27 protein-coding genes and 1 tRNA gene are annotated in these 25201 nt (G+C 62.5%); 10 read left to right on the forward strand and 18 right to left on the reverse strand.

Annotation, left to right across the window (positions count from 1 at the left end; all coding sequences use genetic code 11):
* The first annotated feature begins 96 nt into the window (after positions 1-96).
* The 3 genes from ATN84_RS03460 to ATN84_RS03470 all read left to right on the forward strand — a co-directional run bounded on the left by ATN84_RS03460 (position 97) and on the right by ATN84_RS03470 (position 3342).
* A complete protein-coding gene (locus ATN84_RS03460) occupies positions 97-699 on the forward strand; it encodes an HdeD family acid-resistance protein (protein WP_068880105.1) in 603 nt (200 codons plus the stop codon).
* A 249-nt stretch (positions 700-948) separates the two neighbouring features.
* On the forward strand, positions 949-2532 hold the full coding sequence (locus ATN84_RS03465) for a peptide chain release factor 3 (RefSeq protein WP_068880106.1): 1584 nt from the start codon (positions 949-951) through the stop codon (positions 2530-2532).
* A 9-nt stretch (positions 2533-2541) separates the two neighbouring features.
* Positions 2542-3342 (forward strand): APH(3')-II family aminoglycoside O-phosphotransferase, encoded by an 801-nt coding sequence (locus tag ATN84_RS03470; RefSeq protein WP_068880107.1) that lies wholly within the window; start codon positions 2542-2544, stop codon positions 3340-3342.
* A gap of 60 nt (positions 3343-3402) precedes the next feature.
* On the opposite strand, the gene ATN84_RS03475 is transcribed toward ATN84_RS03470, so the two are convergent.
* The 5 genes from ATN84_RS03475 to ubiE form a co-directional block, all read right to left on the reverse strand.
* Complete coding sequence (locus ATN84_RS03475) at positions 3403-4287, reverse strand: sigma-70 family RNA polymerase sigma factor (RefSeq protein ID WP_068880108.1); 885 nt, start codon at positions 4285-4287, stop codon at positions 3403-3405.
* Positions 4274-4735, reverse strand: a complete 462-nt coding sequence (locus ATN84_RS03480) for a carboxymuconolactone decarboxylase family protein (protein WP_068880109.1) — start codon at positions 4733-4735, stop codon at positions 4274-4276. The genes ATN84_RS03475 and ATN84_RS03480 overlap by 14 nt, the downstream gene beginning before the upstream one ends.
* A 131-nt stretch (positions 4736-4866) precedes the next feature.
* A complete protein-coding gene (gene coaBC / locus ATN84_RS03485) occupies positions 4867-6240 on the reverse strand; it encodes a bifunctional phosphopantothenoylcysteine decarboxylase/phosphopantothenate--cysteine ligase CoaBC (protein ID WP_082766072.1) in 1374 nt (457 codons plus the stop codon).
* 67 nt (positions 6241-6307) lie between these two features.
* A complete protein-coding gene (gene ubiB / locus ATN84_RS03490; RefSeq protein WP_068880110.1) occupies positions 6308-7885 on the reverse strand; it encodes a 2-polyprenylphenol 6-hydroxylase in 1578 nt (525 codons plus the stop codon).
* A gap of 350 nt (positions 7886-8235) precedes the next feature.
* Entirely contained in the window at positions 8236-9027 is a 792-nt protein-coding gene (gene ubiE / locus ATN84_RS03495; protein ID WP_068880858.1) for a bifunctional demethylmenaquinone methyltransferase/2-methoxy-6-polyprenyl-1,4-benzoquinol methylase UbiE, read from the reverse strand.
* Between the two features lie 175 nt (positions 9028-9202).
* Between ubiE and ATN84_RS03500 the strand changes: the two genes are divergently transcribed.
* Together ATN84_RS03500 and upp are read left to right on the forward strand one after the other, a co-directional pair.
* Positions 9203-10183 (forward strand): adenosine deaminase, encoded by a 981-nt coding sequence (locus ATN84_RS03500; protein ID WP_068880111.1) that lies wholly within the window; start codon positions 9203-9205, stop codon positions 10181-10183.
* Positions 10184-10277: 94 nt separating this feature from the next.
* The gene (upp, locus tag ATN84_RS03505) at positions 10278-10904 is read left to right on the forward strand and encodes a uracil phosphoribosyltransferase (protein WP_068880112.1); all 627 of its coding nucleotides are present in this window, start codon (positions 10278-10280) and stop codon (positions 10902-10904) included.
* Positions 10905-10907: 3 nt separating this feature from the next.
* On the opposite strand, the gene deoA is transcribed toward upp, so the two are convergent.
* The 9 genes from deoA to ATN84_RS03550 all read right to left on the reverse strand — a co-directional run bounded on the left by deoA (position 10908) and on the right by ATN84_RS03550 (position 18873).
* Positions 10908-12221, reverse strand: a complete 1314-nt coding sequence (gene deoA, locus ATN84_RS03510) for a thymidine phosphorylase (protein ID WP_068880113.1) — start codon at positions 12219-12221, stop codon at positions 10908-10910.
* 2 nt (positions 12222-12223) lie between these two features.
* Positions 12224-12991, reverse strand: coding sequence for a deoxyribose-phosphate aldolase (gene deoC / locus ATN84_RS03515; protein WP_068880114.1), 768 nt, complete (start codon positions 12989-12991; stop codon positions 12224-12226).
* The gene (locus ATN84_RS03520; protein ID WP_068880115.1) at positions 12988-13785 is read right to left on the reverse strand and encodes a purine-nucleoside phosphorylase; all 798 of its coding nucleotides are present in this window, start codon (positions 13783-13785) and stop codon (positions 12988-12990) included. The genes deoC and ATN84_RS03520 overlap by 4 nt, the downstream gene beginning before the upstream one ends.
* Entirely contained in the window at positions 13786-14181 is a 396-nt protein-coding gene (locus ATN84_RS03525; protein WP_068880859.1) for a cytidine deaminase, read from the reverse strand.
* Between the two features lie 85 nt (positions 14182-14266).
* Entirely contained in the window at positions 14267-15238 is a 972-nt protein-coding gene (locus ATN84_RS03530; protein ID WP_068880116.1) for an ABC transporter permease, read from the reverse strand.
* Positions 15238-16380 carry an ABC transporter permease gene (locus ATN84_RS03535; protein WP_068880117.1) on the reverse strand — a complete coding sequence of 381 codons (1143 nt, stop codon included), beginning with the start codon at positions 16378-16380 and terminating at the stop codon, positions 15238-15240. The genes ATN84_RS03530 and ATN84_RS03535 overlap by 1 nt, the downstream gene beginning before the upstream one ends.
* Complete coding sequence (locus tag ATN84_RS03540) at positions 16377-16931, reverse strand: cysteine hydrolase family protein (protein ID WP_068880118.1); 555 nt, start codon at positions 16929-16931, stop codon at positions 16377-16379. The genes ATN84_RS03535 and ATN84_RS03540 overlap by 4 nt, the downstream gene beginning before the upstream one ends.
* Positions 16928-17344: a FosX/FosE/FosI family fosfomycin resistance hydrolase gene (gene fosX / locus ATN84_RS03545; RefSeq protein ID WP_068880119.1), complete on the reverse strand. Its 417-nt coding sequence runs from the start codon at positions 17342-17344 to the stop codon at positions 16928-16930. The genes ATN84_RS03540 and fosX overlap by 4 nt, the downstream gene beginning before the upstream one ends.
* Positions 17341-18873 carry an ABC transporter ATP-binding protein gene (locus ATN84_RS03550; protein ID WP_068880120.1) on the reverse strand — a complete coding sequence of 511 codons (1533 nt, stop codon included), beginning with the start codon at positions 18871-18873 and terminating at the stop codon, positions 17341-17343. The genes fosX and ATN84_RS03550 overlap by 4 nt, the downstream gene beginning before the upstream one ends.
* Positions 18874-19077: 204 nt before the next feature.
* On the opposite strand from ATN84_RS03550, the gene ATN84_RS03555 reads away from it, so the two are divergent.
* Positions 19078-20250, forward strand: coding sequence for an iron-containing alcohol dehydrogenase (locus tag ATN84_RS03555; protein WP_153020124.1), 1173 nt, complete (start codon positions 19078-19080; stop codon positions 20248-20250).
* Positions 20251-20260: 10 nt separating this feature from the next.
* A complete protein-coding gene (locus tag ATN84_RS03560; RefSeq protein WP_068880121.1) occupies positions 20261-20473 on the forward strand; it encodes a SlyX family protein in 213 nt (70 codons plus the stop codon).
* 119 nt (positions 20474-20592) lie between these two features.
* Here the strand turns inward: ATN84_RS03560 and ATN84_RS03565 are convergent, their stop codons facing one another.
* The 3 genes from ATN84_RS03565 to ATN84_RS03575 all read right to left on the reverse strand — a co-directional run bounded on the left by ATN84_RS03565 (position 20593) and on the right by ATN84_RS03575 (position 22841).
* Positions 20593-21600 (reverse strand): BMP family lipoprotein, encoded by a 1008-nt coding sequence (locus ATN84_RS03565; RefSeq protein WP_068880122.1) that lies wholly within the window; start codon positions 21598-21600, stop codon positions 20593-20595.
* Positions 21601-21824: 224 nt separating this feature from the next.
* On the reverse strand, positions 21825-22487 hold the full coding sequence (gene msrA, locus ATN84_RS03570; RefSeq protein WP_068880123.1) for a peptide-methionine (S)-S-oxide reductase MsrA: 663 nt from the start codon (positions 22485-22487) through the stop codon (positions 21825-21827).
* 30 nt (positions 22488-22517) lie between these two features.
* Positions 22518-22841 carry a hypothetical protein gene (locus ATN84_RS03575; RefSeq protein WP_068880124.1) on the reverse strand — a complete coding sequence of 108 codons (324 nt, stop codon included), beginning with the start codon at positions 22839-22841 and terminating at the stop codon, positions 22518-22520.
* A 352-nt stretch (positions 22842-23193) separates the two neighbouring features.
* Here ATN84_RS03575 and ATN84_RS03580 point away from each other — a divergent pair.
* Both ATN84_RS03580 and ATN84_RS03585 read left to right on the forward strand, forming a co-directional pair.
* Positions 23194-23283: transfer RNA gene (locus ATN84_RS03580), tRNA-Ser, on the forward strand.
* A 260-nt stretch (positions 23284-23543) separates the two neighbouring features.
* Positions 23544-24074, forward strand: a complete 531-nt coding sequence (locus ATN84_RS03585) for a dihydrofolate reductase family protein (RefSeq protein ID WP_068880125.1) — start codon at positions 23544-23546, stop codon at positions 24072-24074.
* A 170-nt stretch (positions 24075-24244) separates the two neighbouring features.
* Here ATN84_RS03585 and ATN84_RS03590 read toward each other — a convergent pair whose 3' ends face one another.
* Positions 24245-24688, reverse strand: a complete 444-nt coding sequence (locus tag ATN84_RS03590; RefSeq protein WP_068880126.1) for an SRPBCC family protein — start codon at positions 24686-24688, stop codon at positions 24245-24247.
* A gap of 262 nt (positions 24689-24950) precedes the next feature.
* Here ATN84_RS03590 and ATN84_RS03595 point away from each other — a divergent pair, with 262 nt between their 5' ends.
* Entirely contained in the window at positions 24951-25163 is a 213-nt protein-coding gene (locus ATN84_RS03595; protein ID WP_068880127.1) for a DUF2934 domain-containing protein, read from the forward strand.
* Positions 25164-25201 lie beyond the last annotated feature (38 nt).

Here is a 25201-nt window from a genome sequence, read left to right on the forward strand (position 1 = left end):
GATGAAAGCAGCAACCATGTGTCGACAGCCTCTCTGGCATGTATTGAAAACGCATGTATACTGCCGATACCAACAATATTTTTCAGGAGAAACTAAATGCCGACGGCACCGAAGCAGGTTTCCCAAGTAAATATACCGGCAGAACTGAGAAGCAAATGGGGCTGGTTCGTCGGCATCGGCGTCCTGCTGCTCATCCTCGGCGGCATCGCGCTCGGCAATCTCCTCATCGCCACCGTGGCCTCGGTCTATTTCATCGGCATGCTGATGCTGATCGCAGGCATTGTCGAGATCGTCCATTCCTTCGGCGTCAAGGACTGGAAAAGCTTCCTGTTCTGGGCGCTGAGCGGGCTGCTCTATGCCGCCGCAGGCGTGGTCGCCTTCATCAACCCCATCCTCGCCTCGGCGGTGCTGACCTTCCTGCTCGCCGTGGCGTTGACCGCCACCGGCCTCATCCGCATCTGGGCGGGCTTCCAGAGCAAGCCCGCCAAGGGCTGGGGCTGGATCGTGGCGGCGGGCGTGCTGACGGCGCTGGCGGGCATCGTCATCGCGCTCGGCTGGCCGGTCAACAGCCTGTGGATCCTCGGCGCGTTCCTGGCAATCGACCTGATCTTCCAGGGCTGGTCGTTCATCGCCTTCGGCCTCGGCATCAGGACGTTCGGTGACGGGGCTGCGCCTTCCGCTCCGGCCAAGGCGAGCTGAACGCAGGGCAGTGCAGGCCCCTTCATCCGGCCCTTCGGGCCACCTTCTCCCGGCTGGGGAGAAGAGGGCACTAGCTGTGCCGTCGCGCCACCTCTCCCCTCGGGAGAGGTGATGAGCGAAGCGAACCAGCGAGGGGACGCTCATATACGCAAGACAGCGTCGCGCAATTGATGGTCGACGGGCGGCTCAAGGGCTGGTAGAAGCCCGCAACCCCGTTATCTCGACCGAGTTCCGAAACGAGCCTTCTTCATGCCCGCAGCCGACCATCCCGTTTCCAAACGCCGCACCTTCGCGATCATCGCCCACCCGGACGCGGGCAAGACGACGCTGACGGAAAAGCTCCTGCTCTTCGGCGGTGCGATCCAGCTTGCGGGCGAGGTGAAGGCGAAGAAGGACCGCATCCAGACCCGTTCGGACTGGATGAAGATCGAGCGCGAACGCGGCATCTCGGTCGTCACCTCGGTGATGACCTTCGAATACAAGGACTGCGTCTTCAACCTGCTCGACACGCCGGGCCACGAGGATTTCGCCGACGACACCTATCGCACGCTGACGGCGGTCGACAGTGCGGTGATGGTCATCGACGCGGCCAAGGGCATCGAGCCGCGCACGCTGAAGCTCTTCGAAGTCTGCCGGATGCGCGACATCCCGATCGTCACCTTCGTCAACAAGATGGACAGGGAAAGCCGTGATCCGCTGGAAATCCTCGATGAGATCGAGGAGAAGCTGGCGCTCGACACCGCGCCCATCACCTGGCCGATCGGCTCGGGCAAGAGCTTTGCCGGAACCTACGACCTGCATAATGACACGCTCCGCCGGAAGGACGAGGAGGAGCAGCCGACCAAGGTGAGCGGCCCGGAAGAGGCGGCGAAGCTGCTGCCGGAAAACGAGCGGCAGACATGGATCGAAGGCGTGGAGCTGGCGCGCGGCGTCTGCCGCCCCTTCGACCTTCAGGCTTTCCGCGAAGGCCATATGACACCGGTCTATTTCGGCTCAGCGTTGCGTAATTATGGTGTCCGCGATTTGATCGAAGCCTTCTGCGACTTTGGGCCGAGCCCCCGCGCCCAGGACGCCGATACGCGCAAGGTGGAGGCGACCGAGGAACGGATGACCGGCTTCGTCTTCAAGATCCAGGCCAATATGGACCCCAACCATCGCGACCGCATCGCCTTCCTGCGCGTCTGCTCGGGCAAGCTCGCGCGGGGGATGAAGGCAAAGCTGGTACGCACCGGCAAGCCGCTGAGCCTGTCGGCGCCGCAGTTCTTCTTCGCCCGCACGCGCCAGATTGCCGACGAGGCCTTTGCCGGCGACGTGGTGGGTATACCGAACCACGGCACGCTTCGCATCGGCGATACGCTGACCGAGGGCGAGGATATCCTCTTCCGCGGCGTGCCGAATTTCGCGCCGGAAATCCTGCGCCGCGTCCGCCTCGATGATGCGATGAAGGCGAAGAAGCTGAAGGAAGCCTTGCAGCAGATGGCCGAAGAAGGCGTGGTGCAGCTTTTCCTGCCCGATGACGGATCGCCGGCGATCGTCGGCGTGGTCGGGGCGCTGCAGATCGACGTGCTGACGGAGCGGCTGAAGGTGGAATATTCGCTGCCCGTGGGCTTCGAGATGTCGCGCTTTTCCGTATGCCGCTGGATATCGGCGGACGATCCGGCGGAGCTCGACCGCTTCATCGCCGCGCATCGCGCCGACATCGCCCACGATCTCGACGGTGATCCGGTCTTCCTGGCGCAGAACGGCTTCTCGCTCAACTACGAGGCCGAGCGCTGGAAGGCGATCCGCTTCGCCACCATCAAGGATTATCAGGTGCGCGACAAGGCGGCCTGACGAGATAGCATGACCGATCCCGCATTGGCCGCGCTCGACCTGCCATGGTCGCTCCAAAACCGTCTGGCAGGATATCGCAGCCGCAAGGACGAGCTCGGCCGTTCTTCGGCCAATATCCTCCTGCTGGAGCATGAGACCGAGCAGCCGCTTGTCCTGAAAATCGAGCCGGCAGGGCCGGTGAGCGAGCTTGCCGGTGAAGCCGCACGGCTCGAATGGCTGGGAAGCCAACGGCTTGCCTGCCCGAGGGTGCCTGCCTTCGAATCCGAGCCGGAACGCAGCCTTCTGCTAATGACGCGGCTTGCCGGCGCCGACCTCGCCTCATCGGTGGGCACGCTTCAGCCGGCGTTAATCGTGCAGATACTGGCGGACGCGCTGAAAGCGATGCACGCAATCGATCCCGCCGCCTGCCCTTTCGACCATCGGCTGGACATCCGCATCGAGGATGCCCGCGCCCGCATGGAGGCAGGCGAAGTCGATGAAGAGGATTTCGACGATGAGCGGTCGGGCCGCACGGCGGAAAGCCTGTTCGAAGAGCTCCATCGCCTCAGGCCAGCGGGCGAAGACCTCGTCGTCACCCATGGCGATGCCTGCCTGCCGAACTTCATGGCCGACGAGGGCCGCTTCACCGGCTTCATCGATTGCGGGCGGCTGGGCCTTGCCGACCGGCATCAGGACCTGGCGCTTGCCTGCTGGAGCATCATCCACAATCTCGGGCAGGAGTGGGTTCAGCCTTTCCTCGCGGCCTATGGCGGCCCACCGGTTGATGAGAGCAAGCTCGCCTACTACCGGCTGCTGGATGAGTTCTTTTAGACATTTCACCGTCAGTTGGAACCGTTGGCGGGACAGCGTTCTATTTAAAAGCCGCTTCCCTCAAATCTTCAAATGCCGCAGCTTGTCCGGGTTGCGCACGATATAGATCGCAGTGATCAGCCCATCGGCGATTTCGAGCGCTATCGTCTGCGGCAGGCCATCCTCTTCCATCGTGAGAATGCCGGGCAGGCCATCGATGCGGCCGATGCGGTGGAAGGGCGGCATCTGGCCGGCCGGCTTTCGAGCGATGCCGGTGAAGTAGCGTACCGTGTTGTTGCGTCCGAAGATCGGGTTGATCGCCGCCTTCCTCATGCCGCCGCCATCGGAATAGATCACGACATCTTGCGCAAGGAGGCTCTGCAGGGTCGCCGCATCGCCGCTACGCGAGGCGTGGAAGAAAGCCTCAGCGATGCTGCGTCCGTGCTCTGCCGTCATGGGAAAGCGTGGCCCGGAAGCGCGCACATGCTCCCGCGCGCGGCTTGCCAACTTACGGCAGGTGGCGGGATCGCGGCCGATCGCCTTTGCCACTTCATCGAAGCCGATATCGAAGAGATCGTGCAGAATGAACGCCGCGCGTTCCAGCGGCGAAAGGCGCTCCAGCGCCATCATCAGCGTCAGGGTGAGATCGTCTTCCTCGTCTTCCGCCATTTCGAAAACCGGTTCGGGAAGCCAGGTGCCGGGATAGATCTCGCGGCGCACCCGCGCCGATTTCATGTGGTCGAGGCAGAGCCTTGTCACGATGCGCGTGAGAAAGCCCTGGGGATCGCGCACCGACGCCTGGTCCGCGCCCATCCAGCGCAGCCAGGCATCCTGCACGATATCCTCCGCCTCCGCGACCGATCCGAGCATGCGGTAGGCAACGCGGACCAGCCGCGGGCGCAAGCTTTCGAAGACTGCCCCGGCACTATCCGGGGCAGTCCCGCCGATGTCGTCATGCAACGGCATGAACCGCTTTCACCGGGTGGATCGAGCGGAAGCCGACCGAAATGCGGTTCCACGCATTGATGGTGGTGATGACAAGCGTCAACTTCACAATCTCCTCGTCTGTGAACTGGTCTTTCAGCGCTTCGAAATCCGCATCCGGCGCACGCGTCTCGGCCACCAGGGTGAGCGCCTCCGTCCAGGCGAGTGCGACGCGTTCACGGTCGGTATAAAGCGGCGATTCCCGCCATGCATCCAGCAGATAAAGCCGCTCCTCCGTCTCGCCATGGGCGCGGGCCTCGCGGGTATGCATATGGATGCAATAGGCGCAGCCATTGATCTGCGAAGCACGGATCTTGACGAGGTGAAAAAGGCTCTCCTCCAGCCCGCTGTTCTTGACCTTGTCTTCGAGGTCGAGCATGGCCTGGATCATCTGCGGCGCGATGGCATAGGCGTTCAGTCTCGGTTTCATCGGATAGCTCCATGTCTTGGTTTACACGATGACAGGACGAGACGGGATGGCAGAGTGTGACATGGGAAAGGAAAAAAGGGAGTAAGTGAGTAGGGGAATAGGGGAGTATGTTGGCTCGCTTATACACTCCCCTATTCCCCTAACGCCTCCGCAATCTTTTCCGCCAATCGCGCCGCCACCTCCTCCTTCGTCATCTCGGGCCATTCCTCGACACCTGACTTGGAGACGATGCGGACATGGTTGCGGTCGCCGCCCATGACGCCGCCCTCGTGCGAGACGTCGTTGGCGACGATCCAGTCCGCACCCTTTTTCTCCAGTTTCTTCCGGGCATTGGCGAGAAGGTCCTGCGTTTCCGCGGCAAAGCCGACGACGAGGCGCGGGCGCTCGGCATGATGGCCGACACCGGCGAGAATATCGGGGTTTTCCACCATGCGGAGCGTCGGAGCGCCGCCGCCTGGCTGCTTCTTGAGTTTCTGGCCCCATTCGCTTTCCACCCGCCAATCGGCGACAGCGGCGACCATGACCGCCGCATCAGCAGGAAGATGTTTTTCGACCGCCTGCTTCATCTCCCGCGCTGTCTCGACATGGACGACCGAGACGCCCTCAGGGTCGGGTATGGACACAGGGCCAGAGACGAGGCGCACGGTGGCGCCGAGCCGCGCAAGGGCGGCGGCAATGGCATGGCCCTGCTTGCCGGAGGATCGGTTGGCGATATAGCGCACCGGATCAATCGGCTCGACTGTCGGGCCAGAGGTTACAACAATCGTTTTGCCGACTAACGGTCTGTGGGCCGGCTTGAAAAATGCTTCGATCGCCGCGACGATTTCGAGCGGTTCGGCCATGCGGCCGGCACCGGCCTCGCCGCTTTCCGCCATCTCGCCGCTGTTCGGGCCGACGAAGCGGATGTCATCCTTAGCCAGCGTAGCGCGATTGCGCCTGGTGGCCGGATGGTTCCACATCAGCGGGTTCATGGCGGGTGCGACCAGCACCGGCGCGGTGGTGGCGAGGAGCACCGCGGAGGCGAGATCGTCCGCCAGGCCATGGGCCATCTTGGCCATCAGATCGGCGGTGGCGGGCGCGACGACGATCAGATCCGCCTCGCGCGACAACCGGATATGGCCGACATCCTGCTCATCCTCGCGCGAGAAGAGATCGGTGAAGACATGATCGGCGGCGAGCGCACCGACCGACAAGGGCGTGACGAATTCCTGCGCCGCCCGGGTCATGATCGGGCGCACGGATGCGCCGCGCTCGCGCAGCCGGCGGATCAGATCGAGGCACTTATAAGCCGCGATGCCGCCGCCGATGATCAAGAGCACCCGTTTGCCGCCCAAAGTCTGGGAGATAATACCCCTGTCCATCGATGGAACGGGGATGTCCGGCGCGTCAATCCCTCCAAGAAGAACCCGCGCCTCCTCCTCCATTGAGCGGCCATTGCGGGCGGCGCGCAGGCGCAGCCGCTCCTTTACCGCGTCATCGAGATTGCGAATGGTGATGCTGGCCATTTGATTGCAATTCTCCTTAAAAGCGCTGCACAAGCGCAATCATTGCAATCAGAGTAGGCCGGATTTTCTATAAATGGAAGCCGAATGCGATGCCCACGACGGCAAGTGCAATCAAAGCCAGCGCAATCCGACCCCAGCGCGAGCCACGCGCGGCGGCTCTGCCGATGGCCTCCGATGTCTCGAGCTCGAAGCGCAGGCCGTTTTCGGCCATCCGGTCGAGTTCGAAGGAAATGCGCTCGAAGCGCTTGACCAGATCGGGCGTCTGGCGGATGAGATGCAGGAGCGCGAAGCCGCTCTCGCGCGCGTCGGCAACGATGCCGGTCGGCCCGAGATTCTCCCTGATCCAGTCGCCCACCACCGGCTCGGCCGCCTTCCACATGTTGAAATGCGGATCGAGCGTGCGGGAGACACCTTCGACCACCACCATGGTCTTCTGCAGGAGAAGCAGTTCCGGCCGCGTCTGCATGTCGAAAAGCTCGGTCACCTCGAAAAGCAGGGTCAGAAGCTTGGCCATGGAGATGGTTTCGGCCGATTGGCCATGGATCGGCTCGCCGATGGCGCGGATCGCCTGGGCGAAGCTCGCCGCATCGTGCCGGTGTGGTACATAGCCGGCTTCGAAATGCACCTCCGCCACGCGGCGATAATCACGGTTGATGAAGCCATAGAGGATTTCGGCAAGGAAGCGGCGCTCCTTCTTGCCGAGGCGGCCGGTGATGCCGAAATCGACGGCGACGATGACGCCCTGGGGATCGACGAACAGATTGCCGGGATGCATGTCGGCATGGAAGAAACCGTCGCGCAGCGTGTGGCGCAGGAATGACTGGATCAGCGTCTCGGCAAGCTTTACCAGATCATAGCCGGCGGCGCGCAGGCCCTCGATATCAGACATCTTGACGCCGTCGATCCATTCGAGCGTCAGCACGTCCCGGCCGGTGCGCTCCCAATCCACGGCGGGCACGCGGAAGCCGGCATCGCCCTTCACATTCTCCGCGATCTCGGAAAGGGCGGCAGCCTCGAGCCGCAGATCCATCTCGATGCGCGTGGTCTGGGCAAGCGTTTCAGCGACCTCGACCGGGCGCAGGCGGCGGGCGCCAGGCATATAACGCTCCTGCAGGCGCGCCAGCATGAAGAAGCTTTCGAGATCGCGGGCGAAGCGCTGGCGAACACCGGGGCGGATCACCTTGACCGCGACCTTGTGCGGCACGCCGTCACGCATGACTTCCGCCGGATGGACCTGGGCGATGGAGGCTGCGGCAATGGGCGGGCCGAAAGAGACGAAGAGATCGTCGATCGGGCGACCGAGCGAGCCCTCCACAGCCTTGATCGCGGCACCTTGCGGAAAATGGTCGAGACGGTCCTGCAAAAGCGCCAGATCGAGCGCCACGTCGCGCCCGACGATATCGGGACGCGTCGCCAGGAACTGGCCGAGCTTGACATAGGACGGCCCCAGCCGGTTCATCGCCCGCGACATGCGCTCAGAACGCTTGGTCGAGCGCACGCGGCGGCGCGCCAGCAGGCCGGCAATGCGGTGGCCGAAGGCGGGCAGGCCCGACAGCCCCTCGGCCGGCAGCGCGGTGATGACGCCCTCGCGCGTCATGATCCACCCGGCATGGATCAGCCGGAAGGCGGCGGCGAGACTGGTCATGCGATGGGGCTCGTGCTTATGGGAATGAAAAGCGTCGGCGCGTAATCAGTCACCCCCCTCTGCCCGGCTAGGCATCTCTCGCCCCTCCCCTCCTCATCCTCGGGCTTGACCCGAGGATCCACGGCTAGAGGGCATTGATCTTGCCATGGCGCCGAGGCATTCCAGTGAGCGCTTATGGTCGATATCAGGGCCGATGGCTCACGATCCCGTCCCGAATGATAACACCGCTTCCGCCCCCTTGCCGTGGATCCTCGGGTCAAGCCCGAGGATGACGACAGAGAGGGGAGGAGACGGTTCGCAAGCGACGGTGGGTTGTTTTGCAGGGACAAGACGGCCTTCATTTCCATTAACTACAACTTCCATCCGGAATGGAGCGCGGCGATGCCGCCGGAATAATTGCGCCAGGTCACGCGCTCGAAGCCGGCAGCCTTAATCATCGCGGCAAAATCCGCCTGCTTGGGGAATTTCCGGATGGATTCCACGAGATAGCGATAGGAATCGGCATCGCCGGCAACTATCTGCCCGATCCGGGGAATAGCGTTGAACGACCAGCCGTCATAGACGCGGTCGAGCACCGGCATTTCGACCTCGGAAAATTCCAGGCAAAGAAAGCGCCCGCCCGGCTTCAGCACGCGATAGGCCTCCGACAGCGCGCGGTCGATATGCGGCACGTTGCGGATGCCGAAGGCGATCGTATAGGCATCAAAGCGGCTATCCGCGAAGGGCAGCTCCTCGGCATTGGCCTCGACGAATTCGACATTGTCGGCCAAACCCTTCTTGACCGCCCGGTCATGGCCGACGGCGAGCATCGAGCCGTTGATGTCGAGAACGGTGGCATGGGCCTTGCGATTGGATGCCTCCAGAATGCGGAAGGCGATGTCGCCGGTGCCGCCCGCCACGTCGAGCACCTGCCAGTCCTCGCGCTTTGGCGGGGAAAGCCAGCTTACCATCGCGTCCTTCCAGACCCGGTGCATGCCGGCAGACATAAGATCGTTCATGAGGTCGTAGCGGCCGGCGACGCGATGGAACACCTCGTTGACCAGCCCCTGCTTCTCGTCCTCGCCGACCTTGCGGAAGCCGAAGGATTTCTCCATGCCGCCCTTGGCGCCGACGCGGTCCGAACTGCCATGTTGCTGGCTCATATCGTCACCTGCCTTTTCCCGATGAATCCGGCTCGAACCGCCATCATGCATTCTTTGTTTCAACGCATGGTCTTTTCCGAAAAGTCTGTCAACTTCCGGGGAAAAGTCTGTCAACTTCACCGACCATACATGATGGCACCGATATAGAGCGAGATGAGGGCGGATGGAAAGAGGCATGGTCGCAAAAGCCGAACTGCATTGCCATATCGAGGGTACCGCAAGCCCGGCGCTGGCGCGCGAAAAAGCCGCGCTTTACGGCGTGGATATTTCAGCTTTCGTGCGCGACGACGCCTATATCTGGCACGATTTCACCAGCTTCCTCGTCGCCTATGACGCGATATCAATGCTCTTTCGCACGGCAGAAGACTATGCCGATCTCGCCGAGCGCTATCTCACTAGGCTTGCCCGCGACGGCGCGATCTATTCGGAATTCTTCATCTCGACCGATCATGCGGTGAGCGCCGGGCTAGATCCGCAGGCCTATATCGAGGGGCTGGCGGAAGGCATCCGGCGCGCCAGGAATGCCACTGGCATCGAATGCCGGATGATCGCCACAGGTCTTCGCCATATAGGGCCGGAGGCGGTGGAGCATGCGGCCCGCTTCGTGACGGCGAACCCGCATCCGCTCATCACCGGCTTCGGCATGGCCGGCGACGAACGGATGCATCATGCGGCGGATTTCAGGCGCGCCTTCGATATCGCGCGCGATGCAGGGCTGGGACTGACGGTCCATGCCGGCGAATTTGCCGGTGCCACGAGCGTGCGCGATGCCCTCGACGCGCTCAAGCCCTCGCGCATCGGCCATGGCGTGCGGGCGATCGAGGACCGCGATCTGGTGAAACGGCTGGCGGAGGAAGGCATCGTGCTCGAATGCTGTCCGGGCTCCAATATCGCGCTCGGCGTCTACGACAGTTTCGAAGATCATCCCTTCAAGGCGCTCAGCGATGCCGGCGTCAAAGTGACGCTCAACTCCGACGATCCACCCTTCTTCCACACCGATCTCGGGCGCGAATACGATATCGCGTGTGACGTCTTTAGGCTTGATGACGATCCGCTGCGCGGCATCACCCGCACGGCGATCAAGGCGGCGTTCATAGACGAGGAGACCCGCGCGAAACTCCTGGCAAAGCTTCTTCCCGTAGAAAAGCCGGCATAAAACTGTGCGTGCGGTGCAGCCAAGCGTTTCCATGTCCGCCACCTGCCGCTAAGGTCGCGGAAAATCAGCTTTGTAACAGAGAGTAACAGCCACCATGGGCGTCACAGTCGTCGATCATCCGCTTGTCCAGCACAAGCTCACCATCATGCGCAAGAAAGAGACCTCGACAGCAAGCTTCCGGCGGCTGCTCAAGGAGATCTCGCTACTGCTCTGCTACGAGGTGACGCGCGATCTGGAACTGACGACGATGCGGATCGAAACGCCGATGACCGCGATGGACGCGCCGACGCTGGAAGGCAAGAAGCTGGTCTTCGCCTCTATCCTGCGCGCCGGCAATGGCCTTCTCGAAGGCATGCTCGACCTGGTGCCGGCGGCTCGCGTCGCCCATATCGGGCTCTACCGCGACCACGATACGCTGCAGCCGATCGAATATTATTTCAAGGCGCCGGAGGACATCGTCAACCGGTTGATCATCGTGGTCGACCCGATGCTCGCCACCGCCAATTCTGCGATCGCGGCGATCGACAAGCTGAAGGAGCGTGGCGCGAGCAATATCCGCTTCCTCTGCCTTCTCGCGGCACCGGAGGGTATCGAGCGCTTCACCAAGGCGCATCCCGACGTTCCCGTCTTCACCGCCGCTATCGACAGCCATCTGAACGAGAAGGGCTATATCGTGCCGGGGCTGGGGGATGCGGGCGACCGCATGTACGGGACGAAATAAGCCTCACTCCGCAACCCGGCGCTTGACCGGGCGGATGGCGCGGGGTCTGAGCGGAACGAAGCCATAGGCGGCCTGAACTGCCTGAATTGCCGCCTCGGCCGCCGCATCGTCACGGGCATGAACCAGCGCCAGCGGGTCGCCGCGCTCCATCTCGGCGCCGATCGGCTGCAAGGCGGTGAGACCGACCGCATGGTCGACCGCATCCTCCGGCCGGGTACGGCCGCCACCCAGCGCGACCACGGTAAGGCCCAGATCGCGGGTCTCGATCGAGCCGACGAAGCCTTTCCCCGGTGACGGCACCTCGCGGACAATTGGAGCGGTTGGGAGATAATGCGCAGCCCGCGAGACAAAATCCTTCGGCCCGCCGAGAAGCGCTACCATGCGCCCGAAGACCTCCGCCGCCCTGCCGCTTGTCAGCGCCTCGCGCGTCTTTTCCATGGCCTCGCGCAGCGTTTCGGCCAAGCGGGCGGTGACCAGCATCTCGGCGGCGAGCGAAAGCGTCACCTCCTCGAGCCTGCCATCGCGGCGATCACCGGTGAGGAAATCGACGGCATTCCTGACCTCCACCGCGTTGCCGGCGGCGAGCGCCAGCGGCTGGTCCATGTCGGTCAGGAGTGCGGTTGTTGGCAGGCCCGCGCCATTGGCGACGGCGACCAGGCTTTCGGCGAGCGCCGTCGCATCGCGCGTCTTCGCCATGAAGGCGCCGTTGCCGGCCTTGACGTCGAGCACAAGCCCCTGCAGGCCGGCGGCAAGCTTCTTCGACAGGATGGAGGCGGTGATGAGCGGGATGGATTCTACCGTCGCCGTGACATCGCGGATGGCATAGAAGCGTTTATCCGCAGGCGCCAGATCGGCGGTCTGGCCGATGATGGCGCAGCCGGCCCCGTGCACGGTCTTCTCAAAAAGCGCCTTGTCGGGCTGGCTGACATAGCCGGGGATCGAATCCATCTTGTCGAGCGTGCCGCCGGTATGGCCGAGACCACGGCCCGAGATCATCGGCACATAGGCGCCACAGGCGGCGACGATCGGGGCCAGCATCAGCGAGACATTGTCGCCGACGCCGCCCGTCGAGTGCTTGTCGACGACGGGGCCATCGAGCGAGGACCAATCGAGCACGTCGCCGGAATCGCGCATGGCGAGCGTCAGACCCACCGCCTCGTCGCGGCTCATGCCATTGAAGAAGACGGCCATGGCGAAGGCGGCGATCTGCCCTTCGCTGACCGCGCCGGTGGCGATGCCCCGCGCAAAAAAGGCGATTTCCTCGGATCCAAGCATCTTTCCGTCGCGCTTGGCGCGAATGATCTCCTGCGGCAGCATGATCAATATCCCGTCGAGGGCGCCGCTGCGCTGCCGCTCAATGCCGCGAGCACATCATCGAGAAGGCCCGAAGCGCCGAAACGGAAGGTCTCCGGCGTCGTCCATCCCTCGCCCATGATCTCATCGGCGATATCAAGATAGTGCCGTGCATCCTCAAGCGTGCTGATGCCGCCGGCGAGCTTTATTCCCGCATCGCGGCGGAACTCGCGGATCGTCTCCAGAATGATGCGCATGGCTTCAGGCGTGGCGTTGACTTCCGCCTTGCCGGTCGATGTCTTGATGAAATCCGCACCCTCCTCCAACGCCACCTCGGAGGCGGATTCGATCAAGGCGTCGTTGTCCAGCGTGCCGGTATCGAGGATGACCTTGAGCCGGACCCTGGGACCGCAGAGCTTTTTCACCGATTTGATCATCTGCCTAGAGATGATGACGCCGTTCTCGACGAAATCGCGATGCGGCAGCACCAGGTCGATCTCGTCGGCGCCATCGGCGATCGCCTTCTCGGTATCGGCCAGAACGCCATCCATATCGGTGCCGCCATCGGGGAAATTGACGGCGGCGGCGATGCGCACGCCTGTTCCGTGCAGCAGCGATTTGGCCGTCTCGACGAAATGCGGCCAGATGCAGATGCCCGCCGTGGGACCGTGCGGCGTGATCGCCTTGGCGCTCAACGCCGCGACGGCCAGCGGCGACGAATTCTCATCCAGATCAGTCAGGTCGATCAACGGCAGCACGCGAAGCGCTGCCGATCTGCGGTCGGCTGCGTTCATGCGATCTCTCCGATCAGATGGTGCAACATGGCTTGCAGGCGCTTGCCCCCGACCGGCGCCATGTCCTTGGTTTCCTGATGCGACAACTCGCCTCCGGACATGCCCGCGCCGAAATTGGTGATGACAGAGCAGGCGGCGACGCGCAGGCCCAGAAAGCGGGCAAGGATGACTTCCGGCACGGTGGACATGCCCACCGCATCCGCGCCCAGCACCCGCGCCATGCGGATTTCAGCCGGCGTCTCGAAGGAGGGGCCGGAGAACCACATATAGACGCCGCGCGGCAGCGCCTCGCCGGCCTTGATCGCGGCCTTTTCGAATGCCTGCTTGAGGTCGGCGTCATAGGCCGTGGTCATGCCCACAAAGCGCGCATCCGACGGCTCGCTGATCAGCGGGTTGAGGCCGGAATAATTGATATGGTCGTCGATCATCATGACGCTGCCGGGGGCGAGGTCCTCGCGCACCGAGCCTGCAGCATTGGTGAGGATCAGCGTCTCGACGCCGAGTGCTTTCAGCGTCTCCAGCGCAGGCCGCATGGCGGCGGGATTGCCATGCTCGTAATAATGGGCCCTGCCCGAAAGCACGAGCACCGGCTTGCCGGAAAGCCGCCCCGCCACCAGTTCGCCCGCATGGCCGGTGACGCCGCTTGCCGGAAAGCCCGGCAGTTCCGCATAGGAGAAGCGCACCGCATCCTCAAGCTTCTCGACGAGACCGCCGAGGCCGGACCCCAGCACCAGAGCCAGCTTCGGCATCGGCCCCTTCAGCCTCGCTTCTATGCGGTTGGCGGCTTCGTTCATCTATCCTCCGATCACATCCGTCTTGAAACCATGGGGCAGCAGGTCCCCCAGCCGTACGGTTTCCACCACCCCGTCATTGTTGCACAGGTGCAGCGGCGTTTCTGCTCCGGCGAACTCGGCCAGGCGCTGGCGGCAACCGCCGCAGGGCGGACACTTTTCGAGCTTCTCGGCGACGACGAGGATCTCGGATATCTCGCCGCCACCTCCCATGACGAAATGCGAGAGCGCGGTCGTCTCCGCGCACCAGCCTTCAGGGAATGAAATCACTTCGACGTTGCAACCAGAATAGATGCGTCCATCCCGGGTGCGCAACGCAGCGCCTACCGGAAATTTCGAATAGGGCGCATGGCATTTCTGCATTGCGGCGTGGGCCGCGTCAAATAAATCCTGTGACATGGGATCCTCTTTGCTCTGGCGCATGATCTTATCCCAAATTCGACCGACGCCTCCCGGAAATGATGCGAATTTCGGATTCGGGACACTAGCGTTCCTTCACATAAGGCACGCCGCCGGCCCTGGGCGGAATGGCCTTGCCGATGAAGCCCGCAAGCAGGATGACCGTCAGCACATAGGGTAGCGCCTGCATGAACTGCGCCGGCACCTGGCCGATCAGCGGCAGCGGATGGCCCTGCATGCGGATCGCCAGCGCGTCGAGAAAGCCGAACAGCAGGCAGGCGAACATGGCGTTGACCGGACGCCATTTGGCGAAGATGAGTGCCGCAAGCGCGATATAGCCCTTGCCGGCCGTCATGTCCTTGACGAAGCCGGCGCCTTGCGCCTGGGCGAGATAGGCGCCGGCGAGGCCGCACAGCACGCCGCAGCAGATCACCGCACGGTAGCGCAGCCAGGCCACGGAGATGCCTGCCGTATCGACCGCCGCCGGGTTCTCGCCGACAGCCCGGAGCCTCAGGCCGAAACGTGTGCGGTGGAGCACCCACCAGGTGAACGGCACCATAAGGAAAGCGAGATAAACCAGCACCGAATGGCCGGAGATGAGCTCGGAATAGAGATAGCCCACAACAGGCACGTCCCTCATCGCTTCCGCCCCCGGCAATTGCAACGCACCGAAACGCGCGCTGCCAGGCAGCGACGGGGTGCGGCCCCCCTGCCGGAACCAGGCCTGGCCGAGGATGACCGTCGTTCCGGCGGCAATGAAATTGATGGCGACGCCGGAGACGATCTGGTTGCCGCGATGGGTGATCGAGGCAAAGCCATGCACCAGCCCGAGGAGCACCGAAACCAGCACGGCGGCGAGAAGGCCGATGACCGCCGAGCCGGTGATATAGGCGGCGGTGCCGGCGGCAAAGGCGCCGGCCAGCATCTTGCCCTCGAGGCCGATATCGAAAATGCCTGATCGTTCGGAGTAAAGTCCGGCAAGGCAGGCGAAAAGCAGCGGCACGGAAAGCCGGATGGTGGAATCCAGGAGCTGGACGAGCGTGACGTAACTATCCATCAGTGGCTCTCCCCGGTGGCGATGGGCGCGGCGCGCAGATCGGAACCGGCGATGCGCCCGAAGAGCCGCTGGATCGCCGGGCGGAACATGTGTTCAAGCGCGCCGGCGAAGAGGATCACCAGCCCCTGGATGATGACGATCATGTCGCGCGAAATATTCGGCATATCGAAGGCGATTTCCGCGCCGCCCTGATAGAGCATGCCGAACAGGATGGCGGCGAGCACGATGCCCGCCGGGTGCGAGCGACCCATCAGCGCCACGGCGATGCCGACGAAGCCCGCGCCGGAGACGAAATCGAGCTGCATGCGGTGCTGCGCGCCCATGACGGGATTGAGCGCCATCATGCCGGCGAGCGCGCCGGATATCAGCATGGTAATGACGATGATCCTGGTGTGGTTGATGCCGGCATAATCGGCGGCGCGCGGGCTGAACCCCATGGTGCGGATCTCATAGCCCAAGCGCGTGCGCCAGATCAGCACCCAGACGAGAAATGCCGCCACCAACGCCAGCAGGAAAGAGACGTTGAGCGGCGCGGAACGCACCTGCAGGCCGAAGAGCTGCAGCAGCCAGCCCAGCTGCGGCAATTGCCCGCCCGCACCGAAGACGCGGGTTTCCGGCGCTTGCGAGGCGAGCGGCTTCAACACGCCGACCAGCAGATAGACCATGACGCTGGCGGCGATAAAATTGAACATGATAGTGGTGATGACGATATGCGAGCCGCGCCGCGCCTGCAGCCAGGCCGGGATCAGCGCCCACAATCCCCCGGCAAGGGCTGCCCCCAGGATGGCGAGCGGAAAGGTCAGCCACCAAGGCAGGAAATCGCCCAGGGAAAGGCAGGCCAGCGAGACGCCAAGGCCGCCGATATAAGCCTGCCCCTCGCCGCCGATGTTGAACAGGCCGCAATGGAAGGCCACCGCCACGCAAAGCCCGGTGAAGATGAAATTCGTGGCGTAATAGAGGGTGTAGCCGATGCCCTCGCCGGAACCGAAGGCGCCCTTGACCATCAGCGCCGCGGCCTGCAGTGGGTTCTCACCGACGAGCAGCACCACCAGCCCCGCAACGAGAAAGGCGACGGCGAGATTGACGAGCGGGATCAGCCCGTAATCTGCCCAGGCGGGCAATTTGGCGAAGGGTTGGCTCATGGCAGGGCCTCGATAATGGCTTTCGAACTGGAAATCTGGGCGTATTCGCCGTCCAGAATCGAGAGGGTCAGAGCATGGACATCTTCCGCCGTCCATGTCTTGCCGCTGCGATCCCTGCGGTCGACGCTCGCCACCGCATCCTCGGCAATGGTGACCTCGAAGCCCAGATTGGCGGCCATGCGAACGGTTGCATCAACGGAATTTTCGAGGAGAACGCCCGCGACCACGAGGCGACCTATCTGCAATTCATCGAGCACATCCATCAGGTCGGTGCCGATGAAGGCATTGTTGGTGCGCTTGTCGACGACGGGCTCGCCCATCTGCGGCGCGACTTCCGCCTTGAAATCATTGCCGCTGGTGCCGGGACGGTAGGGCGACGCGGGGTCGGTGGAATCATGGCGGATATGGATCACCGGCAGGCGACGCTTACGCCAGGCGGCGAGCAGGTCCGCGATGGCTGCCTCCGCTCCGGGCTGGCCGCGCCTGCCCCATTTCGGATCATCGATCGCCTTCTGCACATCGATGACCACCAGTGCCTGTGTCGCCGTCATTCCGCTGCCTGTCCTGTCGTATAGCGCGCCAGCCGTTCCGCAAGCGTCCCGGTATGCAATTCGAACATGTGATTGTCCTCGTCATAGAAGTAGATCGATCGTCCCTCCCCTTCGACGCGAGAACGCGGCGGGCGCATATCAAGGCCGAGTGCTTTTATCTTTTCCACATAGCTGTCGAAATCGGCCTCGGCGATTTTAAAGGCGATATGGTTGTAGCTGCGGGATGGAAGGGGCTCGCCTTCCATGATCGCGATCCAGATATCCCCGATCAGAAAGAACTTTTCCCGTGCGATGGAGAACCGCTCCTCACCACTGGAATAGATTTCCCTGGCACCGAGAACAGCCTTGAGGATTTCGGACATCCGGTCGATATCACGGACGATGAAGGTCATATGGGAGAGGCCTTCGATCATTCCGCTGCCGCTTTCTCTTCCACGCCCGCCATCAGCAGGCCGATTTCGCCCTCGGTCGCCTCCGGCCCACACTCGCCGACGACGCGGCCGGCGAACATCACCAGGATGCGGTCGGAGAGCGAGCGGATTTCGTCGAGCTCGACAGAGACGAGCAGAACGGCCTTGCCGGCGTCGCGCATCTCGATGATGCGGCGATGGATGAACTCGATGGCGCCGACATCGACGCCGCGTGTCGGCTGGGCGACGATCAGCACCGATGGGTCGCGCTCGATCTCACGCGCCAGAACTATTTTCTGCTGGTTGCCGCCGGAGAAATTGGCGGTCTTGAGCCGCGTATCGGCGGGGCGGATATCGTATTGGGCGATCTTTTTCTCTGCATCCGCACGGATTGCCGCAAGATCGAGGAACGGCCCTTTCAAATAGCGCGGATCGTCGTGATAGCCGAGGATGGCGTTCTCGTTTTCCTCGAAGGCGAGCACCAACCCCATGTGATGGCGGTCCTCCGGCACATGGGCAAGCCCGCGCTGCCTGAGCTCAGCCGGATTGGTCCTGCCAGTGACATCGACCGGCTGGCCATCGAGCGTCACCTTTCCCGAGAGCGCCTTGCGGATGCCGGCGATCGTCTCGATCAGTTCCGACTGGCCATTGCCCGCCACGCCGGCGATGCCGACGATCTCGCCGGCGCGCACGTTGAAGGAGACATTGTCGACGGCAGGACACCCCCTGTTGTCGCGAACGTTGAGGCTTTCGACCGTCAGCTTGACCGCGCCCGGCTTCGCCTCGCCCTTCTGGACGCGCAGGAGCACGCGCCGCCCGACCATCAGTTCGGCCAGTTCCTCGACGCTTGCCTCCGATGTCTTGAGCGTGGCGACAATCTCGCCCTGCCGCATGACGGAGACATTATCGGTCACCGCCTTGATCTCGCGCAGCTTGTGGGTGATGAGGACGATGGTTTTCCCCTGCTCCTTCAACTGCCTGAGAATACGAAAGAGATGATCGGCCTCGGCGGGTGTCAGAACGCCCGTCGGCTCATCGAGGATCAGGATATCGGCGCCGCGATAAAGCGCTTTCAGGATTTCCACGCGCTGCTGCAGGCCGATCGGCAGATCCTCGATCAGCGCATCGGGATCGACCTCGAGCCCATAATCCTTCTCAAGCCGCTTCAGCTCGGCCCGGACCTTTGCGATGCCGTTGGAGAGCAGCGGCGCGCCCTCGACGCCAAGCATGACGTTTTCGAGAACGGTGAAATTCTCCACCAGCATGAAATGCTGATGCACCATGCCGATGCCGGCGGCAATGGCAGCGTTGGGATCGGTGATCGCAACCTTTTTGCCATTGACGCGGATCTCGCCGCGATCAGCCTGGTAGAAGCCGTAGAGGATCGACATCAGCGTCGATTTTCCCGCGCCGTTCTCGCCGATGATGCCGTGAATGGTGCCCTGCTCGATGCGCAAATGGATATCGCGGTTGGCATGGACCAACCCGAAACGCTTGTCGATGCCGACCAGTTCGATTGCAGCTTCCGCCATATCCCCATCCGCTGGTGATTTTTCTTTTCCGGATGGTCAAACCTAGCACGGGTTCCCGCGGTTGCCAGCCTATAAACGCATTCTCCAGCGGGGCAGCCGATGTCAACCTCAAACGCTGAAAAGGGGCGGAAAGAGCGGTGGATTCACGCTCCCGTCTCTGGCAATGTCCCGCCCATGACCATGAACGCGACACAGGCCAACGCCATCCCTTCCTTTTCGTTCCACACCACGCCGCGCATCGTTTTCTGCGAAGGCGCGGCGCGGGAACTCGCCCATCATCTCGGCACGACGGTACAGGACCGCCTGATGATCGTCACCGATCCCGGAATCTTAAGGCTCGGCCTGGCGGAGCCGGCAATCAGCTCCCTGAAGACGGCAGGCGCGGATGTGAGGATTTTCGGCGAAGTGGAGGCCGATCCGTCGCTTGCGACACTGGAACGCGCGATTGCAATGGCGCTCGATTTCCGCGCCACCGGCGTAATCGGCTTCGGCGGCGGCTCGTCGCTCGACGTGGCAAAGCTTGCCGCACTCTTCGCCGGCTCTGGCCAGGCGATCGACACGGCCTGGGGCGTCAACAATGCCAGCGGGCCGCGCCTGCCGCTGGCGCTGATCCCGACGACGGCCGGAACCGGCTCCGAGGTGACACCTGTCGCCATCATCACGGTGGGAGAGGATGAGAAACGCGGCGTTTCCTCGCCGCTCAATCTCCCGGATGTGGCGATCCTCGATCCGCTGCTGACCACCGACCTGCCGCCGCACATCACGGCGGCCACCGGCATCGACGCCATGGTGCACGCCATCGAAGCCTATGCCTCGAAGAATGCTAACAACAATCCGATATCGCGCAATCTGGCGGTGGAGGCGCTGCGGCTTCTCGGGCGCAATATCGAGGAGGCGGTCTTTAACGGCGGGAACCTTGCGGCCCGCTCGGCCATGCTGATCGGCTCGATGCTGGCCGGCCAGGCCTTTGCCAATTCGCCCGTCGCCGCCGTGCATGCGCTTGCCTATCCCATCGGCGGGCGCTTCCACGTGCCGCACGGGCTTTCCAACGCGCTGGTGCTGCCGCATGTGCTGCGCTTCAACGCCGCCGACGCGGAGAACGGCTCCTTCGCCCAATATGCCGCGCTCGCGCCCCATGCCTTTCCCGATCTGGACGGGCAAGGCGGCGCGCAGGCCGACTGCGCCGGCTTCATCGACCGGCTTGCCGAACTCTCGGTCAGGCTGGGGCTGAAGAGCCGGCTGCGCGATGTCGGCATTACCGAGGCGGATCTGCCGGCAATGGCAGCGGATGCCATGAAACAAACACGCCTTCTCGTCAATAATCCACGGGATGTCATGGAGGCGGATGCCTGTGCGATCTACAAGGCGGCATGGTGAGGAGAAAACAATGAGCGGAAGCGATGCCGAACGGATCGTCGAACTGGAAATCCGTGCCGCCGAGCAAGAAAAGACGATCGAGGAACTTTCCGGCCAGATCGCCGAACAGTGGAAGACCATCGAGGCGCTGCGCAAGAAACTTAATGCGCTGACCGACCGGTTCCTGGTGCTGGAGGAGCAGGCAGCGCCCGACATTCCGGTGACAAAGCCGCCGCATTGGTGAGGGGACCAGCGCCCAGCGTTTAATTCCTGGCGTCACCCCTCACCAGCGCTTCTTACAAAACAAAACCGCCGGGCTCATCACCCGGCGGTTTCGCATTCATCAAGCCACAAGCCATCCCATCAATAGGGGCACTTGTTGTCCGTCATATAGTCATGGACGGTGATCTTGCCGGCGATGATGTCGGCCTTGGCGGCCTCGACAGCCTGCTTCATTTCCGGGCTGATCAGCTTTTCGTTGTTCTCGTCCATGGCATAGTCGACGCCGTCCTCCTTGAGGCCGAGCACCTGGATGCCGGCGGTGAACTTGTCGTCGGCCACGTCCTTGAAGGCATTGTAGACGGCGGTGTCGACGCGCTTGACCATCGAGGTCAGCACATGGCCGGGATGCAGGCCGTTCTGGTTGGAATCGACGCCGATGCCGAGCTTGCCGGCGTCGGCAGCCGCCTGGAGCACGCCGATGCCGGTGCCGCCGGCCGCGTGATAGATCACGTCAGCGCCCTGATCCATCTGCGATTTGGCGATCTCGCCGCCCTTGGCCGGATCGTTCCAGGCCGAAGGCGTGTCGCCAGTCATGTTCTGGATGACCTTGGCATCCTTGTTGGTGGCCTTGACGCCCGCGACATAGCCGCAGGCGAACTTGCGGATCAGCGGCACGTCCATGCCGCCGACGAAGCCGACCGATCCGGTCTTGGAGGCCATAACCGCCAGCAGGCCGACGAGATAGGAGCCTTCCTCTTCCTTGAAGACCACCGAACGCACGTTCGGCTTATCGACGACGGCATCGATGATGACGAATTTGGTATCGGGGAACTCGCCGGCCACCTTTTCGATCGCCGCAGCCGCAGAGAAGCCGGGGATGACGATGGGCGAGTTGCCATCCTGCGCGAATTTACGCAGCGCCTGCTCGCGCTGCGCCTCGTTCTGGATCTCGAACTCGCGATAGGCAATGCCGGTGTCGGCCTTGTATTTCTCGGCGCCGTCATAGGCCGCCTCGTTGAAGGATTTGTCGAATTTGCCGCCGAGATCATAGACGACAGCCGGCTTTTCGTCGGCGGCATAAGCGCGTGCCGACATGCCGGCCACGGACAGGGCGGTCGCGGCCATCAGGCTGAGGACAAGATGTTTCATTTTTTAGAACCCTCTGGATCACTAACAAGTTGGAGCATGACATCATCCGGAAAGCGCTTCGCACTCTTCGGCATCATGCTACTCGCGCGCAGAACCCACCCGCACACTTGCCCGCAATCTGGCATGCCGGGGAATAAATTTCACGCGGAATCTTGACCGGTTGGAAAAGTTTTGCGCCGTTTCCACGAGGAAAGCGGGCCGGTCGGCCCGCCCATGATCCGATGTCAGGCGGTCGCCGGCCGCGGCACGACGCAGGCGACGCCGGTGCCCCTCAGGCCGCAATAGCCGTTCGGGTTCTTGGCCAGATATTGCTGGTGGTAGTCCTCGGCATAATAGAATTCCGGCGCATCCAGAATTTCGGTGGTGATCCGGCCGAGGCCCTTGGCGTCGAGCGCCTTCTGATAGGCCTCGCGGCTTTCCTCGGCGATCCGCCTGTCCGCGGGCGAGAAGGCATAGATGCCGGAGCGATAGGTCGTGCCGATGTCGTTGCCCTGACGCATGCCCTGCGTCGGGTCATGCTCCTCCCAGAATATCTTCAGGAGATCGGCGAGGCTGACGACGTCAGGATCATAGACCACCAGCACCACCTCGTTGTGGCCGGTGCGGCCCGTGCAGGTCTCCTCATAGGTCGGGTTGGGCGTGATGCCACCGGCATAGCCCGCCGCCGTCGCGTAGACGCCCGGCACCTGCCAGAACAGGCGCTCCACGCCCCAGAAGCAGCCCATGCCGAACATGATCTTCTTCATATTGTCCGGCCAAGGACCCTTGAGCGCCCTACCGGTGACGAAATGCGTCGCCGCGGTCGGGATCGGCCCGGGGCGGCCCGGCAGCGCCTCCTCAGGGGTCGGCATCTGCAGTTTCTTGCTGAGCTTTTCGATCAGGGACATTAAATTTCTCCTCGGCTCCAGAGGGAGCCTTCAATTGGCCGCGAACCGGCCGAAACCGCGCTCGCGGCGGTGACCTACGGCATAGAAGATAAGCGCCAGGACGCCGAGGATCAGCCAGGCGGGCCAATCCAGCATCCAGACCAGCACCGGGTCCCACGCCAGAGCGCTTATATAATGCGTCGTCAGCGCTTTCGCATCGGCCAAGGTCTGCGGCGAGGCAGACGTCCATATGTCGACAAACGGCGTTGCGATGAATTTCGACGCGCCGATGGACCGCGCCGCATCCAGTACGGCAAAGATGACGGCGAGAGCCAGAGCTGCGACGGCAAGCGCGCGAAACATGAAACGGACCATGGCGTTTGTCTCCACTCTTCATATCATCCGGGACGTTCGCGCTTCTGCGAGCGCTTCGGGATGGCCGCCCCGGCTGCATCTCTCAATTCCTGCCGATCAGTTCCGGCTCCCGCCCAAAACGACGGCTTTCCGCGGACCGGATGCTCCCATAGAATTAGGGGCTGGCAGCGCGATAGGCAATTCCCATCGCATGAATCAGATTGTTTTCAATTTCATGCGAAATAGCGGTTGAACCCACGGCTTTTCTGACTATAGTGCGCGCCGCACCGGATGGTAGGCGCCCGACCAGCGCTATCGATTCCCCGGTGCATTTATTTATCCGTTCCCCGCCGCATGGCCGCGGGAGCTGAACGGTGAGGTGGCCGAGTGGTTGAAGGCGCACGCCTGGAACGCGTGTATACGGGAAACCGTATCGAGGGTTCGAATCCCTCTCTCACCGCCATTGGCCACGGTTGCCGCACAAGTTCATCCATTCTCTTTGATTATCCATCGTAGTGTGACGCGCGGATTTGCGATTTTGACAGCAGGTTTTGCAACAGCACGATTTCTCTCAGAGAGTATTTGAGGTGCGCGCAAAGAGCCGTTCGTTCATGCGCACTTCAAAAACCAATTGTGCTCCAAAATCAGTCGATCTACTTTACAACTGATTGCATAACGCAATCAGACCTGCGCGGATGTGCCGTTTAGGGAAAGGAAGTGGTGATGGCCAAGCTCGTGTTCGGAATGAACCAGTCCCTGGACGGCTATGTCGATCATATGGCGTTTGCACCAGGCCCCACACTCTTCCGCCACTTCATCGAGGAGGCTCAGGGGCAGGCGGGTAGTGTGTACGGTCGTCAAATGTATGAGATCATGCGTTACTGGGACGACGATCATCCTGAATGGGATGCAGAGGAACATGCCTTCGCGGAGGCATGGCGAAGGCAGCCTAAATGGGTCGTCTCCCGAACGTTGAAGTCGGTCGGCCCCAACGCCACGCTTGTCGGCGACGATCTCGAGGGCGCGATCCGTGAGCTGAAGGCCGAACGCGCTGGAGAGATCGAAGTTGCTGGCCCAGTCCTGGCGCAAAGCCTCACCGAACTCGGCTTGATCGATGAGTATCGGATCTACCTGCATCCCGTCGTGCTTGGCCATGGCAAGCCGTATTTTGCCGGGCCCCGGCCGCCGCTCCGCCTTATGACTCATGATCGGATTGGCGAGGACGTGATCAGGTTGACCTACGTTCCTGCTTGATCTCGTGATCAGTCGGATGAAAATCGCCGCCAAAGTCTGTTTGGGTTGTAGCGCTACAGCGTAGGAAGCGACCGACATCAGCCCCACCGCGCAAGAGGTTCCTTGCGACGGCCCATGCGCCAGGACAAGAGATACTCCTCGCAGCCGGTACCAATGTTGGAAACGAACCATCAGGCAACGCGCGCGTCAGGCGCGTGGTCCAGGACGAGATTGGGCTCAATGCCATGCTCAAGGTAGAACTTCATGGCTGCCAGGAGATTTGTGAACCCTTCGGTCGAATTGATCGCCTCCTCCACGCCGCCGGCAAAGCCCCAGTTTCTGACTGTGACGAAGGTCTCACCATCACCTTTGGTCTCAAACGTCCACTCGACAAGACTCGGGTTCTCAGGCCCGTTCCACTCGATCAGGATGCGCTTGTTCCGCTCGATCTCCTTCACATCGGCGATCGTGTGCACGCCGTACATCCCCCAATCCCATCGGATCTTTTTTCCAACCTCCAACGGAGCGGCACCTTTGGAGAACCAGAAATGGGATGTGATCGCGGGATCGATCAGCGAATGGAAAACCTCTGTGACGGGCTTGCGGATCATCATTTGTGCCTTGGCGACCGGCATCCGAATTCCCTCCTGTCATAATTCGTGCGACCTGCATGCCGAACACATATCGTCGAGAAGCGTTCCATCAGAGCGTGGGACGGCATATGCCGGATTTGTGCGTCCGCAACCACTCCGTCGCGGCGCGTCATTCAGGCGAGCTCTGGACGGCTATGATGCCTTGAACGGCGCAGGCGGCGATATCCCGCAACTGCCGGCCTTTCCGCAACGAATACAGAAGCATTGCGTTTGAATCCGCAAACGAGACGGATGGAGATTTGCCATGGCAAACGCAACAGCCAGGGAAGAGTGGATCAAGCGGCGTGCCCGCAAACTGTGGGAGCGCGAAGGGCTCCGTCCCGACCAGGAGCAAGAATGCTGGGACAAGGCGGTACAGGAGTTCGAGGCGGCAAGCTCGGAGGAGAACCGCGGCCCGGCGCATCCTGATCCGGCGGTCGGCTCGACATCGGATCCCACGAAGCTCAAGCACCCGTGAGAAAGGGCGCCCAGCCTATGGGCGCCCTTGATTCCAAT

The organism is Paramesorhizobium deserti (assembly GCF_001558695.1).
GTDB classification, from domain to species: Bacteria; Pseudomonadota; Alphaproteobacteria; order Rhizobiales; family Rhizobiaceae; genus Paramesorhizobium; species Paramesorhizobium deserti.